The organism is Crossiella cryophila (assembly GCF_014204915.1).
Taxonomy (GTDB): Bacteria; Actinomycetota; Actinomycetes; order Mycobacteriales; family Pseudonocardiaceae; genus Crossiella; species Crossiella cryophila.
In genome coordinates this window covers 6,198,378-6,213,212 of the sequence record NZ_JACHMH010000001.1, presented here as the reverse complement: position 1 = coordinate 6,213,212, position 14,835 = coordinate 6,198,378, and the positions used below count along the sequence as shown (strand labels likewise).

Genomic DNA, 14,835 nt, shown 5'->3' with positions numbered 1-14,835 from the left:
ACGGTGCAGGTCAGCGGCGGATGGTCTGCCGGTAGATGTTCGTCCGGTAGGCCGCGGTCATGCCCACGGACTCGTACAGCCGGTACGCGCCGGTCGGGTTGGTGGTGTCCACGCCCAGCCCGACCTTGGTTCGGCCCTCGGCCGCGTACCCGGCGAAGCCGGCGCGCAGCAACGCCGAGGCCAGGCCACGCCCGCGGTGTTCGGGCAGCACGCCGAGCCACTTGATCCAGCCCTCGTTGTCGGCCACCGCCTGGTTCGAGCACACCGACACCCCGGCCAGGCCACCGCCGTCCGCCTCGGCCGCCAGGCTGTCCGCCCACTGGATGCCGGGCGTGGCCGCGAACTCCGCGAAGGTGCTGTGCAGTGGGTGGGCGGTCTCGGCGAAGGTTGTGCGCAGCACCTCGTGGCAGTCGCGCAGCTCCTCGGTCCGCAGCGGCCGCAGGGTGTAGCCCGGCACGGGTTCGGGTGGTTGCTCGGTCCCGGTCAGTGGCCTGGCCATCCGGGCGTGCTGGCGTTCCAGCTCGAACCCGGCCGCCGCGAGCACCCGCAGGTACGCCTCCTCGGTCGGCACCGCTCCCGCCTTGGCGATCACCTCGGATCGTCCCGCGGCCTTGGTGCGGGCGGCGATCCGGTCCAGCAGCAGCGTGATCAACGTGGCCTGCACCGCCGGGTCCGCGCCTGGCCGGGCGTAGGCCTCGCAGAACATCTCCCCGGCGCTGTCATTGGGACTGTCCAGATAGCCCCAGCCCGTCAGCTCGCGTTCGCGGTCGCGGACCAGCCAGGAGTCGGTGGCCGGGTCGAAGCCGGGGGCGGTCAGCGTCGCGGTCACCTCGGACTCGTCGAAGTCGGGGAACCCCACCGCGGCGATATCGCTGGCGTGGACCAGGGCGAGGATCTCCGGGACCTCGGCGAGGCTGGGCCGCTCCAGGGAGTAGCCGTCGGGAAGGCGCATCCGGACAGTGAAGTCCGGGCCCGGCGGGGGAGTCCAACCAATAACGCCGGGTCTACCCCTTCGGGCGGAGCGCGTGCACCCCGGCGAGCACCAGGTCGATCCCGGCCAGGAACTGCTCGCGGTCGTCGTGCTCGCGCATCTGCCCGGCCACGGCCCGCAGGAACGAGTACTCCCCGGGATCGAGCCTGTCCCACTCCGCCTGGGCGTTCGCCAGGAACTCGGCCCGGTCCGACTCGGATCCGGCCACCTGGGCGTTCGCCGCGTTCTGGCCTGCCGCGCCGAGGATGTAGTGCACCAGCGCGGAGGTCGCGGTGAACCAGTCCTGCTCTGGCACGTCCAGTGCGCGGATCTGGCGGCCGACGCACTCGAAGATCCGCGGGGTCACCGCGCCCCACGGGTTGCCGGAGAGCTGTGCGGAGAGCTGGGTGGCCAGCCACGGGTGCTGCTCGATCGCCTCGAACAGCCCGAGCGCCACGGCCCGGATCTCCGCCCGCGGCGAGTCCGCGGGTGCGGTGGCCAGCGCGGCGGTGATGACGGCCTCGGTCGCGGCGCCGACCAGCTCGCCCTTGTTCGCCACGTGCCAGTAGATCGCCCCCGGCCCGGTGGCCAGGCGTTCGGTGAGCACCCGGAAGGTCAGCCCGCTCTCACCCGCCGCGTCGAGCAGCTCGATCGCCGCCGTGACGATGCGCTCCCGGGAGAGTGCCTCGGTACGTCGCTGGGATCGGCCCGACCGCGTTGCCATGCCGCCATCTTGACACATCTGGAATGCCGTTCCAACATTGGAACGACATTCCAGAGAGGGGTTTCATGACCACCCACGTCACGATCATCGGGGCCGGACTCGGCGGACTCACCCTGGCCCGGGTGCTGCACCTGCACGGCATCGCGGCCACCGTGCACGAGGCCGAACCCGCACCCAGTGCCCGAGCCCAGGGCGGGATGCTCGACATCCACGACTACAACGGCCAGCTCGCGTTACAGGCGGCCGACCTGATGGCGGAGTTCCGCGGCCTGGTCCTGGACGGCCGCCAGGCCATGCGGATCCTGGACCGGGCGGGCGCCGTGCTGTTCGAGAAGCTCGACGACGGCACCGGCGGCCGACCCGAGGTGCAGCGCGGCGACCTCCGGCAGCTGCTGCTCGACTCGCTGCCCGCCGGGACCGTCCAATGGGGACACAAGGTCAGCGCCGCCCGCACCCTCGGCGATGGCCGGCACGAGGTCACCTTCGCCGACGGCAGCACCGTCCACACCGGACTGCTGGTCGGTGCGGACGGCGCGTGGTCCAGGATCCGGCCGCTGCTCTCCGCCGCCGTGCCCGAGTACACCGGCACCTCCTTCGTCGAGACCTGCCTGTACAACGCCGACACCCGGCACCCCGCCGCGGCGAGCGCGGTCGGCGGCGGGTCGCTGATGGCGGTCGAGCCGGACCGGGAGATCCACGCGCACCGGGAAAGCGGCGACACCCTGCACACCTACGTGCTGCTCACCAAGGCCCTGGACTGGTTCGCCGCCATCGACTTCACCGACGCCGCCGCGGCCGCGCGGATCGCCCAGGAGTTCCACGGCTGGGCCCCTGAGCTGACCGCGCTGATCACCGACGGCGACACCCCGCTGGTGCACCGCCCGCACCACGCGTTGCCGGACGGGCACCGGTGGGCGCGGGTGCCGGGGGTGACCCTGCTCGGCGACGCCGCCCACCTCACCGCCCCCAACGGCGAGGGCGCGAACCTGGCCATGCTCGACGGCGCACAACTCGGCCAGGCCCTGGCCGCGCACCCCGGGGACGTCGAGGCCGCGCTCACCGCCTACGAGCAGGCCATGTTCCCGCGCGCCGCCGACACCGCCGCGGACAGCGATCGGCTCCAGGAGTCCCTCTTCGGCGAGGACGTGCCGCACGCCCTGCTGGCCGCCTTCCAGGCAGCCGAACCGGACTAGGCGGCCCGGAGCAGTTCGATCACCCTGGCCCAGCCGTCGCCGCCGTGGCCCTGGGCGACCGCGCGTTTCGCGTAGTCCCGCAACAACTTCGGCAGTGCGGCGTCGATGCCGCGGACCTCGCTGGCGTGCACCAGGTGCTCGATGGTGGCCGCCTGCACGTCGATGGTCGCGTCGAAGCCGGGGTAGGCCCGCTCGTCGACCTGCTGGGCGTAGGCGCGCACGAACCCGCTGACATCGCCGAGCCAGCGGATGGCCAGGGGCGTGAACTCGGCCGCGGTGGCGCCGTCGGCGGTGACCAGGGCGGCGGCGTGCAGCCAGCCGGTCATGCTCGCCCACATGATCCCCAGCAGCGCGGTGTCGTACAGCGAGGCCACGCCGGGGTCCGCGCCGAGGTAGATCGCCTCCCCGAAGGCGGACAACAGTTTCCCGGTGTCGGTGAAGGCGGTCCGGGGGCCGCTGTAGAGCAGCATGGAGGCCGGGTTGCTGATGCCGGGCGGGGTGATCATGATCCCGCCGTCGAGGTAGCCGATCCCGTGTCCGGCCGCCCAGGCCGCGGTCTCGCGGGCCTGTTCGGGGGAGCCGGAGGTGAGGTTGACCAGGGTGCGTCCGGCCAGCGCGGCCGGGTCCAGGATCTCGTGCAGGGCCGGGTAGTCGAGCACGCAGGCGATGATCACCGGACTGGCCGCCTGGGCCTGCGCCGCGGTGGCCGCGACCTGCGCGCCCTCGGCGGCCAGGGCGGTGGCCTTGGCCGCGGTGCGGTTCCACACGGTGGTCTGGTGACCGGCGCGCAGCAGGGCGGCGGCCAGTGCCGAGCCCATCTGACCCAGGCCCAGCACGGTCACGTCGGAGTTCGTCATGGTGTTGTCCCCCAAGGGTTTCGCTGACTGACCCGATCAGCCTCACACCCGGCGATCCCGATCGACAGTGGCAGAAATGCCGATATCCGCACGATTACTGCCATAGGCTGGCGGCATGAGCGTGGGAACCGTGGCGATCGTGGTCACCGACGACAACGCACCCACGCTGTGGGACGTCTACGAGGTCGGCCTGGCCTGCGTGGTCTTCGGCGTCGAGTACCCCGACCTGGCCGACCCCTGGTACGAGATGCGCCTGTGCGGCACCCGCCCCGACCTGCCCAGGGCCAGTCGTGGTTTCGTGCTCAACCCCGAGCACGGCCTGGAGGGCCTGCACGGCGCGAACACCATCCTGGTGCCCTCGGTCCCCGAGACCGTGCTGCACGGCACCGAGCCGCTGGATCCGTTGCTGGTCAAGGAACTCCAGGCCGCCGCGGACAGCGGCGCCCGGATCGCCGCGCTGTGCAACGGCGCGTTCGTACTCGCCGAGGCCGGGCTGCTGGACGGCCGCCGGGCCACCGCGCACTGGTCCTACACCGCCGAACTCGCCCGCCGCTACCCGAAGGTCGAGGTCGACGATTCGGTGCTCTACATCGACGAGGGCCAGATCCTGACCAGCGCGGGCGCGGCCGCCGGGCTCGACCTGTGCCTGTACCTGGTGCGCCAGGACCTCGGCGCGCACGTGGCCAACCAGCTCGCCCGGCGGCTGTGCGTGCCCGCGCACCGCACCGGCGGCCAGGCCCAGTTCGTCACCCGGCACGTGCCCGCCACCGACGACGACAGCATCGCCCCGGTGCTGGAATGGGCCACCCACCACCTGGACCGGCCGCTGACCGTGGCCGAACTGGCCCGCCGCGCCGGGATGAGTCAGCGCACCTTCTTCCGCCGCCTGCACGAGGCCACCGGCACCACCCCGCTGCAATGGCTGCTCAGCCAGCGCCTCGCACACGCCCAGGCCCTGCTGGAGACGACAGCGCTCTCGGTCGAGCAGGTCGGCGAGCGCTGTGGGCTGGGTTCCGGGGCGAACCTGCGGCGGCACTTCACCGCGCACGTCGGCATCGCACCCACCGACTACCGGCGCGCCTTCACCGCTTGACCTCAAGTTAACTGGAGGTAGTGGACTTCCAGTCATGACAACCAAAACGATGCGAGCCGCCGCGGCCACCAGGTTCGGCGGGATCGAAGTACTGGACGTGGTGGAGATGCCGCTGCCGGAGCCGGGCCCCGGTCAGGTCAGGGTGCGGGTGCGGGCGGCCGGGATCCAGCCCTTCGACCTGGCCGTGCGCGCGGGCTGGACCCCGCCGTATGGCGCGGTGACCTTCCCCCAGCCACTGGGCAACGAGTTCGCCGGGGTGATCGACGCGGTGGGGGAGCAGGTCACCGGGATCGCGCCGGGCGCGGAGGTGCTGGGCTTCTCCGTGCTCAACGCCCAGGCCGAGTACGTGGTGGTCCCCGCCGACGCGGTCACCCCCAAGCCCCCGGAGATGCCCTGGGAGGTCGCCGGTGGTTTCACCGCGGGCACCCAGACCGCCACCCTCGCCCTGGACCAGCTCGACATCAAGCTCGGCGACACCCTGCTCGTGCACGCCGCCGCCGGGTCGGTGGGCACCGCCGCCGTGCAACTCGCCCAGCTCCGCGGCGCCAGGGTGATCGGCACCGCCAGTGCCGCCAACCAGGACTACCTGCGCTCGCTCGGCGCCACCCCGGTGATCTACGGAGACACCCTGGCCGCGCAGCTGACGGACCTCGTCCCGAACGGGGTGGACGCGGTGCTGGACGGGGCCGGGGGAGTGGCACTGGACCTGTCGCTGACCCTGGTGTCCGAGCCGAGGCAGATCGTCACGCTGGTGGACCACGACAGGGCGGCTGACCTGGGAGTTCAGCTGGTCAACGGCACCAGGTCCGCCGAACGCCTCGGCAGGTTGGCCAAGCTCTACGCCGAGGGCAGGCTGCGGTTCCCGGTCCGCCGGGCCTACCCGATGCACCAGATCCAGGACGCCCACCGCGAGGTCGAGACCGGCCACGGCAGCGGCAAGGTCGTGCTGACCCTGGACTGAGGTCAGCCGCCGACGAGGCGGCGCACGGCTTCCCGGATCGCCTCCCGGTGCCGGGACACCCGCGCCGCCTCGTCGTGCACGCTCTCGGCCACCGCCGAGCCGAAGTGGGTGAACCAGGCCATCGCCAGCCCGATCACCAGGATCAGCAGATCCTCCGGATCCAGCCCGGCGTCCAGGGCGCCCGCCTGCTGCGCGGCGGCGAGGGGTGCCTGCTTGTAGGCCAGGTCGGCCATTCGCTCGGCCGCGGTCAGCGGCCGCTCCAGCTGCCGCCAGGCGTTGAGCCGCAACACGTCCTGGTTGACCAGCAGCGCGTCGAACAGGCGCACCGCGTAGTCCGGCAGGTCCTCAGGGGTGAACGGGACCAGGTCGGAGATGGCCGCGGTGGAGCGGGCCAGCACGATGTCGAACAGCTCGTCCTTGTTGCCGAAGTAGACGTAGATCAGCCGCTTGTTCGCCTTGGCCTGCTCCGCGATCCGGTCCACCCTGGCGCCGGCGATGCCGTAGCGGGTGAACTCGGCACTGGCCGCGTCCAGCAGACGGGCCTTGGTCGCGGTGGAGTCCGGTGGCATACCGCGACTCTACCCGGTCAACAGGGGTAACTAACCGGTTATGGACACACTGTGGATCCTGTGCTTACCTGTAACTACCCAGTTAGGTACGTCTCCTGAAGAGGTCCCCATGTCTGCCAGCACCTGGTTCATCACCGGCACCTCCACCGGCTTCGGCCGCGTGCTCACCGAACAACTCCTGGCCCGCGGCCACCGCGTCGCGGCCACCCTGCGCCGCCCCGAACAGCTCGACGACCTGGCCGCCCGCTACGGCGAGCAGCTCTGGGTGCGCCGCCTGGACGTCACCGACACCGCACAACTGCGCGCGGTGGTCGACGCGGCCTTCGCCGAGCTGGGCCGGATCGACGTGGTGGTCAGCAACGCCGGCTATGGCGTGCTCGGCGCCACCGAGGAGTTCACCGACGAGCAGCTGACCCGCCAGCTCGACACCAACCTGCTCGGCTCCATCCAGCTCGCCCGCGCCGCGCTGCCGCACCTGCGCGCCCAGGGCGGCGGGCATCTGGTGCAGCTTTCCAGCATGGGCGGGCAGATGGCCTTCGCCGGGTCCAGCCCGTACCACGCCAGCAAGTGGGGCATCGAGGGCTTCTACGAGAGCCTGGCCCCGGAGATCGCCCCCTTCGGCATCCGCACCACCCTGGTCGAACCGGGCGGCACCGCCACCGAGTTCATCGGCGCCGGCATGGCGGTGACCGAGGAGCTGCCGGCCTACGCCGACGGCCCGGTGGCCCAGCTGCGCGCGCTGCTCTCCGGTGATTCCGGCTACGAGTTCGGCGACCCGGCGCACTACGCCGAGACCATCATCGAGGCGGTCGCCAGCCCCGAACCGCCCACCCGGCTGCTGCTGGGCGCGGACGCCTACGAGCAGGTCACCACCGCGCTGGCCGCGCGGCTGGCCCAGGCCGAGGCGCAGCGGGAGACCGCGGTCAGGAAGCCGGCAGCGACCGGTCGTTGACCACCCGCTTCATCACCAGGGTGGAGTTGAGCCGCTGCACCCCGGGCAGCGCGGAGAGCACATCGTCCTCCAGCTGCTGGTAGGCGGCCAGGTCGGCGGTGACGATCCGCAGCAGGTAGTCGGGATCGCCGAAAAGCCGTTGGGCCAGCAGCACGTTCGGGATCCGGGTGAGCGCGTCCTCAAAACTCAGCAGCGTCTCCCGGTCCTCCTGGCGCATGGTGACGAAGACCAGCGCCTCGAAGTTCAGGCCCAGCGCCGCCGGGTCCACCACCGCGCGGTACCCGCGGATGGTGCCGTCGCGCTCCAGCGCCCGCAGCCGCCGGTGACAGGGCGAGACGCTGAGCTGTACCCGCTGGGCCAGCTCGGTGAGCGTCAGCCGCCCCTCTTCCTGCAACACGGCAAGGATCTTCCGGTCCACGGCGTCCATGTGGAAGATTCTTCCATGCAGCAGGTCCGCGGGGGCAATTGTTGGAAGCACCTTTGGCGAGTTGACGCATAGCTTTTCAGGCACAACCAGATCCCCCGCGGAAAGTGGAAACCCCGTGCCTGTCGCTTCGCTGCTCACCTTCTGGGGCGTGGCCGCCCTGCTTATCGCGGTGCCCGGCCCGGACTGGGCCTTCGCCATCAACGCCGGCCTGCGCCGCCAGGTGGTCCCGGCCGCCGGCGGCATCGTGCTCGGCTACCTGGCGATGACCCTGGTGGTCGCCGCCGGACTGGGCTTGTTGATCTCCGCCACCCCGGCGGCACTGGCCACGCTGACCGTCGTCGGCGGGGTGTACCTGGTGTGGCTGGGCTCCAAGATCGTCCGGAGTCCGGCCACACCACCCGGCGCGGCCGAGGTCCCCGCCGGCGGCAGGCTGCGCACCCTCGCCCAGGGCATGGCGGTCAGCGGCCTCAACCCCAAGGGCCTGCTGGTCTTCGTGGCCATGCTGCCCCAGTTCACCGACCCCGCCGCGAGCTGGCCATTGCCGCTCCAGCTCGCCGCACTGGGCCTGACCTTCACCGCCACCTGCGGCGCGGTCTACCTGGCGGTCGGCGCCGCCGCCGACGGCCTGCTGCGCGCCCGGCCCGCGGTCGCCCGCCTGGTCTCCCGGATCTCCGGCGTGGCGATGATCCTCATCGGCGCCCTGTTGCTGCTGGAACGCCTGCTCTAGCCGGCGAACCGGTCGGTCGCGGCGACCAGGGCCGCGGCCATGCCGCCGCCCGAGCCGTGTCCGGCGTGCTCGATCATGACCAGCTCGCTGCCCGGCCAGGCCTGGTGCAGCAGCCACGGCGTGCCGAGCAGGTTGGACAGATCCATGGTCCCCTGCACCAGCACGGCCGGGATCCCGGCGAGCTTTCCGGCCTCCCGCAGCGCGATCCCGTCGGCCAGGAAACTCCCGTTGGCCCAGTAGTGGGTGACCAGCCGGGCGAAACCCAGCCGGAACCGCGGGTCCCGGAACCGAGGGGACGGCGGCGAGGTGGGCACGATCGCGTCCTCCCATGCGCACCACCGCCGCGCGGCCTCGGCACACACCTCCGGGTCCGGATCGGTCAGCAACCGGTGGTAGGCGGCGGACAGATCGCCGTCGAGTCCGGCGGAGAACCGTTGCCACGCCTCGGGAAACACCGGGCCGAGACCGTGGGTGAGCAGGTCGGTCTCGGCCCGGCTGCCGGTGGCCAGGGCGAAGAACACCGCCGCGGCCACCCGTTCCGGGAAGGTCTGTGCGTAGCGCAGCCCGAGCACGCAACCCCACGAGGCGCCGAACACCAGCCACCGCCGCACCCCGAGCAGTTCGCGGAGCGCCTCGATGTCGGCGAGCAGGTGCGCGGTGGTGTTGGCCCGCAAGGCCGACTCGGATTCACCGGCGTGCGGGGTGCTGCGCCCGCAGCCACGCTGGTCGAACAGCACGATCCGGTACCTGGCCGGGTCGAGGTACTGCCGCCAGCTCGGCGTGCAGCCCGAGCCGGGACCGCCGTGCAGCACCACCGCGGGCAGGCCAGCCGGATTGCCGCACACCTCCCAGTACACCCGGTGGCCGTCGCCGACCTCCAGGAACCCGTGCTCGTGCGGCTCGATCTCCGGATACACCCCGACTCCCTCGGCTCAGGCGCGGGATTCCTGCTGGGAGAGCAGGAACTCCAGCACCGGCAGGCTGGACACCGGCACATAGTGCCCGGTCCCCGGCGACAGGTGCACCTTCGCCCGCGGCACGAACCCGGCCAGCCTGCTCTGCGTCTGCGCCGAGTCCAGCAGCACGTCCTTCCCGCCGATCCCGACCATCATCGGCAGGTCCAGCCCGGCCAGCTCCTCGTCGGTGGCCACCCGGATCTTGTCCCGGCGCGGCCGGAAGTGCCGGTTGACGAAGAGCAGGTACTCCTCCATCTCCGCGGGCAGCGTCGAGGTGCCCATGATCAGCCGGAACAGCTTGCGCCGCCCGGCTTCCCCCTGCAGTCCGTACAGCAGCGCCTTGGGCAGCCAGCCGAAGGTCTGCCTGCCGATGCCGCTGGGGCACACCAGGGCCAGCCGTTCCACCTGCTCCGGCCGGTGCACCGCCTGGTCCAGCGCGATCTGCCCGCTCAGCGAGGTGGCCACGAACGGGGCTCGCCGCACCCCCAGCGCCCCGAGCACCTCGCTCAGCCAGCGCACGTGCGCACCCGAGGTCATCGGCATCCGGTCAGGGTTGCTCAGGCCGGGCTCGCCGGGGATGTCGATGGCGTGCAGCCGGAAGTGCTCCGACCACGCCGCGGCCACCTCCAGCCAGGCGGTGGCGTTGCCGCCGGAACCGTGCAGCAGCACCAGCGGCGGCGCGTCGGCCGGGCCGCTGGAGATGACGAAGGTGTCACCGTCCGAAGTGGACACCGTCTCCTGGTCCGACGGTACCGGCCAGCGGGTCAGCAGGGCGCGGTAGCGCTCGGCGAGCAGACGTTGGCTCTCCGGGGTGCGGTAGATGGCGTTCATCGGGTCAGCAGGTGGTTGACGAGGTCGAGCAGCGCGGCGGTGTCGCCGACCGGCCCGTTGAGGATGATCTTCATGCTGGCTCGTTCCTGGTCGTAGTAGGTCTGCACGCGCATCGGCTGGGCGTGGAAGTCGCGGCCCTGCAGGGAACCGGTGATGGCGCCGCTGACCGCGCTCATCAGCTCGAAGCTGATCGCCTCGATCTGCACCACGGTGGATGCCTCGGCGTGCCGGTGCCGCACCGCGGTCTCCCTGGCGGGCGCTTCGGCGGTGCGGCCGGTGAACGCCTCCAGGTCGCGGCGGGCGATGCGGTACTGCTTGCCGATCCGGACCGCCTTGAGTCGTCCCTCGCGCACATAGTTGCGCACGGTCTTCACGTGCAGCCCGAGCACGTCGGCGACGTGGTCCACGGTGTACAGCTCGTCGTCCACAACAACTCCCTTGGTTCCCGTACGAACGCCACTGTAGCACGCGATAGGGAGTGATAGGGAAGAATGAGGCAGTCTTGGTGGCCGGATGGTGAATTCCGGCGGTCAGGCTGGTCCGAGTCAGCCCTGGACGTGGCCCTGACTAGGCACCGGAGGCGACAATGCGCACTACCGGCAAGACTGTTCTGGCTGGGGTTTCTTCCCCCCGAACGAGGCTGAGGACCATGACCAACAAGGACGACGCCGTCCGCACCGCGACCGGCCGTGACTGGACCGAGTGGCTCTCCCTGCTGGATGCCGCGGGCGCCGCCGACTGGGACCACAAGGGCATCGTCGCGCACCTGGCCGCGGTGTACCCGCAGGTCAGCAGCTGGTGGCAGCAGTCGATCACGGTGACCTACGAGCAGGCACGCGGCAAGCGGGCGGTCGGGCAGACCGCCACCGGCTTCCAGGTCGGCGTGCAGCGCAGTGTGTCCGCGGGCGCGGACGTGGTGTGGAAGGTGATCACCGAGCGCCCGGAGCTGTGGCTGGGCGGCCCGGTCCGGTTCGAGCCGGGCAACCGGTACGAGGGCGGCGGGGTCAGCGGCGAGATCCGGGTGGTCAAACCGGTGGACCGGGTCCGCTTCACCTGGCAGCCGGCCGACTGGGACACCCCGGCCACGGTGCAGGTCAGCCTGCTCGGCGAGCGCAGGACCGCGGTGCACGCCCAGGTGGAGAAGCTCCCGGACGCCGACGCCCGCGAGTGGGCCCGCGAGCAGTGGCGGGCCGCCCTGGATCGCATCGCCGCCGAGGCGGGCAGCTAGCGGCGCAGTTCGACCAGGTCGGCCAGTTCGGCGTCGGTGAGTTCGGTGAAGGCGGCCTCACCGGCGGAGAGCACCGAGTCGGCCAGGTCCTTCTTGGCCGCGATCAGCTCGGCGATCCGGTCCTCCACCGTGCCCTCGGCGATCAGCCGGTGCACCTGCACGGGCCGGGTCTGCCCGATCCGGTAGGCGCGGTCGGTGGCCTGGTCCTCCACCGCCGGGTTCCACCACCGGTCGTAGTGCACCACGTGATCGGCCCTGGTCAGGTTGAGCCCGGTGCCCGCGGCCTTGAGCGACAACAGGAACACCGGCACCTCCCCGTCCTGGAACCGCTGCACGAGCTGTTCGCGCTGGGGGACCGGGGTGCCGCCGTGCAGCAACTGGGTGGGGATGCCGCGGGCGTCCAGGTGTTGTTCGAGCAGCCGGGCCATGGTCACGTACTGGGTGAAGACGAGCACCGCGCCGTCCTCGGCCAGGATGGTGGCCAGGAGTTCGTCGAGCAGTTCCAGCTTGCCGGAGCGGTTCTCCAGCTTGGGTTCGGCCTCCTTGAGGAACTGCGCCGGGTGGTTGCAGATCTGCTTGAGCGCGATCAGCAGCGAGACGATCCGGCCCCGGCGTGCCATCGGCCCGTCGCTGTCCTTGATCGCGGCCAGGCTCTCCCGCACGGTCGCCTGGTAGAGCGCGGCCTGTTCCCTGGTCAGTGACACCGGCTGGTCGGTCTCGGTCTTGGGTGGCAGCTCGGGGGCGATGCCGGGGTCGGATTTGCGGCGGCGCAACAGGAACGGCCGCACGAGGCGGGCGAACCGGTCGGCCACCGCGGTGTCCTTGGCGCCCTCGATCCGCTTGGCCCACCGGGTGCGGAAGGCGGGCAGGCTGCCCAGCAGGCCAGGCGTGGTCCAGTCCAGCACGGCCCACAGTTCGGCCAGGGTGTTCTCCACCGGCGTGCCGGTCAGCGCGACCCGGGCCGGGGCCGGGATGGTGCGCAACGCCTTGGCCGTGCCCGAGCGCGGGTTCTTCACGTGCTGGGCCTCATCGGCCACCACCAGGCCCCAGGCGAACCCGGCCAGCACCGCGGAGTCCAGGCGCATGGTGCCGTAGGTGGTGAGCACGAACCCGCCCTCGACACCCTCCAGGCTGCGCCCGTTCCCGTGGTAGCGGCGGACTTCGACCCCTGGCGCGAACCGGTGGATCTCCCGTTCCCAGTTTCCCAGCAGCGAGGCCGGGCACACCACCAGCGTCGGTCCGGGGAAGTCCGGGCGGCGGTGCAGGTGCAGCGCGATCACCGTGATCGTCTTGCCCAGTCCCATGTCATCGGCCAGGCAGCCGCCCAGCCCGAGTTCGGTCATCCGGGCCAGCCAGCGCAACCCGCGCAACTGGTAGTCCCGCAACGTCGCGGCCAGCTCCACCGGCGGCTGCACGGGTTCGCGGCCGGTGTCGGGCTCGGCGATCCGTCCGCGCATGTGTTCCAGCCACCCGGCGGCCCGCACCGGCAGCCGCTGCCCGGCCACCACCGCCGACCCGGTGAGCGCGACCTCCAGGGCGTCCATCCCGCCGAGCACCGCGATGGTCGGCTTGTCGGCCTTGCGCCGCAGGTCCGGCGGCACCAGCGTCCACTTCTCGCGCAGCCGCACCACCGGCCGCCGCGATTCGGTGAGCTGCTCCAGCTCGGCCTCGGTCAACGGGTCATCACCCAAGGCGAGCCGCCACTGGAAGGCGAATGCCTTGTCCCCGCCGAAGAAGGACGGCCGCTCCGCGGTGGCCGCCACCTCCGCCCGCGCGCTCAGCCCGCGCCCCAGCTCCTTGGGCCAGTGCACCTCGATCCCCGGCACCCCGCCGAGCAGTCGCAGCACCTCCTCGTCGGCGAGCTGGATGTCCTCGGGCGCCTCGGTTTCCAGCAGCCGACCCACCGGCGGCCAGGCCACCGCGCTGCGCCGGATCGCGGCCAGCACCCCGGCCTTGACCTCCGGGCCCAGCCCGTCCACCCGCCCGGCCCAGACCTCGGCGGCGTCGGCGACCAGTGCCGGGTCGATGAGGCTGTGCACCTGCAGCACCGCGCGGAACAGTCGGGTGCGCCCGAACTCGATCCGCAGCGAGACCCGCACCTCGGGCGCGACCGGCGGCTCCGGCTTGGGTTTCCAGGTGGTCAGCTCGGACAGCGAGGTCAGCGCGGGCAGGGACGGCAGCACCGGCGCGGCCGCGTTCATGCCGTCGGCCACCGCGTCCAGGAACTCCCGGACCAGGTCCACCGGATCGCCGAACCCGGCCCGCTCCGGCATCGCCTCGGCGAAGCGCCGCACCCGTTCCTCATCCGCCGTGGTCAGCGCGCTGGCCCGGCCCGCGGTGACCAGTTGCAGCCCGAAGACCGCCACCGTGCCCCAGTAGGCCGCGGCCGGATGCGCCGCCGGATTGCGCCGGGCCCGGCTGAGCACCGGCAACGCCTCGGCCACCGGCAGCCACTCGTCCTCGGCCAGCCGCACCCGCCCGGTGCGCGGCGGCGAGCCCGGCCGGAACTCCGCCACCCACTGCCCGAGTTCTTCCTCAGTCAGCCGCACACCCGATCCCTACTCGAACTCGCCATGCCGCCCGGCCCCGGCGGTGAACCGCCGCGCGCCGTCCAGGGTGTCGGTGGCCAACGAGACCAGGCCGTGCCGCAGCTCGTTGCCGATCGCGGCCTCCTCGGTGAGGCCGTCCTGTTCCAGCACCGACAACCGGTCCTGGCGCAGGCAGGTCTGCGGGAACCGGGCCAGCCGCTCGGCCAGTTCCTCGGCCGCGGCCCGCGCCTGTCCCGGCGGCACCACCCGGTTGGCCAGCCCGATCCGCTCGGCCTCGGCCGCGTCCACCGGCCGCCCGGTGAGGATGAGGTCCATCGCCCGGGAGGCGCCGATCAGCCGGGGCAGCCGGACCGTGCCGCCGTCGATCAACGGCACCCCCCAGCGGCGGCAGAACACGCCGAAGGTGGCATCGGCCTCGACCACCCGAAGATCGCACCACAGCGCCAGTTCCAGCCCACCGGCCACCGCGTACCCGCTGACCGCGGCGATCACCGGCTTGCCCAGCCGCAGCCGGGTCGGCCCCATCGGCCCGTCCCCGTCCGCGCTGACCTGGTTGCCGCGCTCGGTGCCGATCGCGGTGAGATCCGCGCCGGCGCAGAAGGTGCCGCCCTCGCCCCACAACACGGCCACCGCCGCAGCCGGATCGGCGTCGAACTCCCGGAAGGCCGCGGCCAGCGCCGCCGCGGTCGGACCGTCCACCGCGTTGCGTTTGTCCGGGCGGGACAGCACCACCGTGCTGACCGGGCCCTGTCGCTCCACGCGCACCGACATGCGGAAACCCTAATGGCTGCCAGGTCG

The 14,835-nt window shown here is 72.1% G+C and carries 16 protein-coding genes; 6 read left to right on the top strand and 10 right to left on the bottom strand.

Going from position 1 to position 14,835, the window contains the following annotated elements; genetic code table 11:
- Positions 1-10 precede the first annotated feature (10 nt).
- Complete coding sequence (locus tag HNR67_RS27330; protein ID WP_185005073.1) at positions 11-952, bottom strand: GNAT family N-acetyltransferase; 942 nt, start codon at positions 950-952, stop codon at positions 11-13.
- A gap of 52 nt (positions 953-1,004) precedes the next feature.
- On the bottom strand, positions 1,005-1,694 hold the full coding sequence (locus HNR67_RS27325; protein ID WP_185005072.1) for a TetR/AcrR family transcriptional regulator: 690 nt from the start codon (positions 1,692-1,694) through the stop codon (positions 1,005-1,007).
- 65 nt (positions 1,695-1,759) lie between these two features.
- Between HNR67_RS27325 and HNR67_RS27320 the strand changes: the two genes are divergently transcribed.
- Positions 1,760-2,887, top strand: a complete 1,128-nt coding sequence (locus HNR67_RS27320) for an FAD-dependent oxidoreductase (RefSeq protein WP_185005071.1) — start codon at positions 1,760-1,762, stop codon at positions 2,885-2,887.
- Here HNR67_RS27320 and HNR67_RS27315 read toward each other — a convergent pair.
- Positions 2,884-3,744, bottom strand: a complete 861-nt coding sequence (locus tag HNR67_RS27315) for an NAD(P)-dependent oxidoreductase (RefSeq protein WP_185005070.1) — start codon at positions 3,742-3,744, stop codon at positions 2,884-2,886. The two genes, HNR67_RS27320 and HNR67_RS27315, sit on opposite strands and share 4 nt — an antisense overlap.
- Before the next feature lie 121 nt (positions 3,745-3,865).
- Here HNR67_RS27315 and HNR67_RS27310 point away from each other — a divergent pair, with 121 nt between their 5' ends.
- Together HNR67_RS27310 and HNR67_RS27305 are read left to right on the top strand one after the other, a co-directional pair.
- Complete coding sequence (locus HNR67_RS27310) at positions 3,866-4,837, top strand: GlxA family transcriptional regulator (RefSeq protein ID WP_407645186.1); 972 nt, start codon at positions 3,866-3,868, stop codon at positions 4,835-4,837.
- 49 nt (positions 4,838-4,886) lie between these two features.
- Complete coding sequence (locus tag HNR67_RS27305) at positions 4,887-5,798, top strand: NADP-dependent oxidoreductase (RefSeq protein ID WP_185011165.1); 912 nt, start codon at positions 4,887-4,889, stop codon at positions 5,796-5,798.
- A 2-nt stretch (positions 5,799-5,800) separates the two neighbouring features.
- Here the strand turns inward: HNR67_RS27305 and HNR67_RS27300 are convergent, their stop codons facing one another.
- Complete coding sequence (locus tag HNR67_RS27300; RefSeq protein WP_185005068.1) at positions 5,801-6,367, bottom strand: TetR family transcriptional regulator; 567 nt, start codon at positions 6,365-6,367, stop codon at positions 5,801-5,803.
- 109 nt (positions 6,368-6,476) lie between these two features.
- Between HNR67_RS27300 and HNR67_RS27295 the strand changes: the two genes are divergently transcribed.
- Positions 6,477-7,319, top strand: coding sequence for an SDR family oxidoreductase (locus HNR67_RS27295; RefSeq protein WP_185005067.1), 843 nt, complete (start codon positions 6,477-6,479; stop codon positions 7,317-7,319).
- On the opposite strand, the gene HNR67_RS27290 is transcribed toward HNR67_RS27295, so the two are convergent.
- On the bottom strand, positions 7,291-7,746 hold the full coding sequence (locus HNR67_RS27290) for an Lrp/AsnC family transcriptional regulator (protein WP_185005066.1): 456 nt from the start codon (positions 7,744-7,746) through the stop codon (positions 7,291-7,293). The genes HNR67_RS27295 and HNR67_RS27290 overlap by 29 nt on opposite strands.
- 115 nt (positions 7,747-7,861) lie before the next feature.
- Between HNR67_RS27290 and HNR67_RS27285 the strand changes: the two genes are divergently transcribed.
- Positions 7,862-8,473, top strand: coding sequence for a LysE family translocator (locus HNR67_RS27285; protein ID WP_221490068.1), 612 nt, complete (start codon positions 7,862-7,864; stop codon positions 8,471-8,473).
- Here HNR67_RS27285 and pip read toward each other — a convergent pair.
- From pip to HNR67_RS27270, 3 genes are read right to left on the bottom strand one after another with little or no spacing between them, the layout of a single operon-like run.
- Entirely contained in the window at positions 8,470-9,390 is a 921-nt protein-coding gene (pip, locus tag HNR67_RS27280) for a prolyl aminopeptidase (protein WP_185005064.1), read from the bottom strand. The genes HNR67_RS27285 and pip overlap by 4 nt on opposite strands.
- A gap of 15 nt (positions 9,391-9,405) precedes the next feature.
- Positions 9,406-10,260 carry an alpha/beta fold hydrolase gene (locus HNR67_RS27275; RefSeq protein ID WP_185005063.1) on the bottom strand — a complete coding sequence of 285 codons (855 nt, stop codon included), beginning with the start codon at positions 10,258-10,260 and terminating at the stop codon, positions 9,406-9,408.
- Positions 10,257-10,688: a helix-turn-helix domain-containing protein gene (locus HNR67_RS27270; RefSeq protein ID WP_185005062.1), complete on the bottom strand. Its 432-nt coding sequence runs from the start codon at positions 10,686-10,688 to the stop codon at positions 10,257-10,259. Before HNR67_RS27270 ends, HNR67_RS27275 begins: the two co-directional genes overlap by 4 nt.
- 221 nt (positions 10,689-10,909) lie before the next feature.
- Between HNR67_RS27270 and HNR67_RS27265 the strand changes: the two genes are divergently transcribed.
- A complete protein-coding gene (locus tag HNR67_RS27265) occupies positions 10,910-11,488 on the top strand; it encodes an SRPBCC domain-containing protein (RefSeq protein ID WP_185005061.1) in 579 nt (192 codons plus the stop codon).
- Here HNR67_RS27265 and HNR67_RS27260 read toward each other — a convergent pair.
- Together HNR67_RS27260 and HNR67_RS27255 are read right to left on the bottom strand one after the other, a co-directional pair.
- Positions 11,485-13,956, bottom strand: coding sequence for a DEAD/DEAH box helicase (locus HNR67_RS27260; RefSeq protein WP_221491052.1), 2,472 nt, complete (start codon positions 13,954-13,956; stop codon positions 11,485-11,487). The two genes, HNR67_RS27265 and HNR67_RS27260, sit on opposite strands and share 4 nt — an antisense overlap.
- Before the next feature lie 90 nt (positions 13,957-14,046).
- Complete coding sequence (locus HNR67_RS27255; protein ID WP_185005059.1) at positions 14,047-14,808, bottom strand: crotonase/enoyl-CoA hydratase family protein; 762 nt, start codon at positions 14,806-14,808, stop codon at positions 14,047-14,049.
- Positions 14,809-14,835 lie beyond the last annotated feature (27 nt).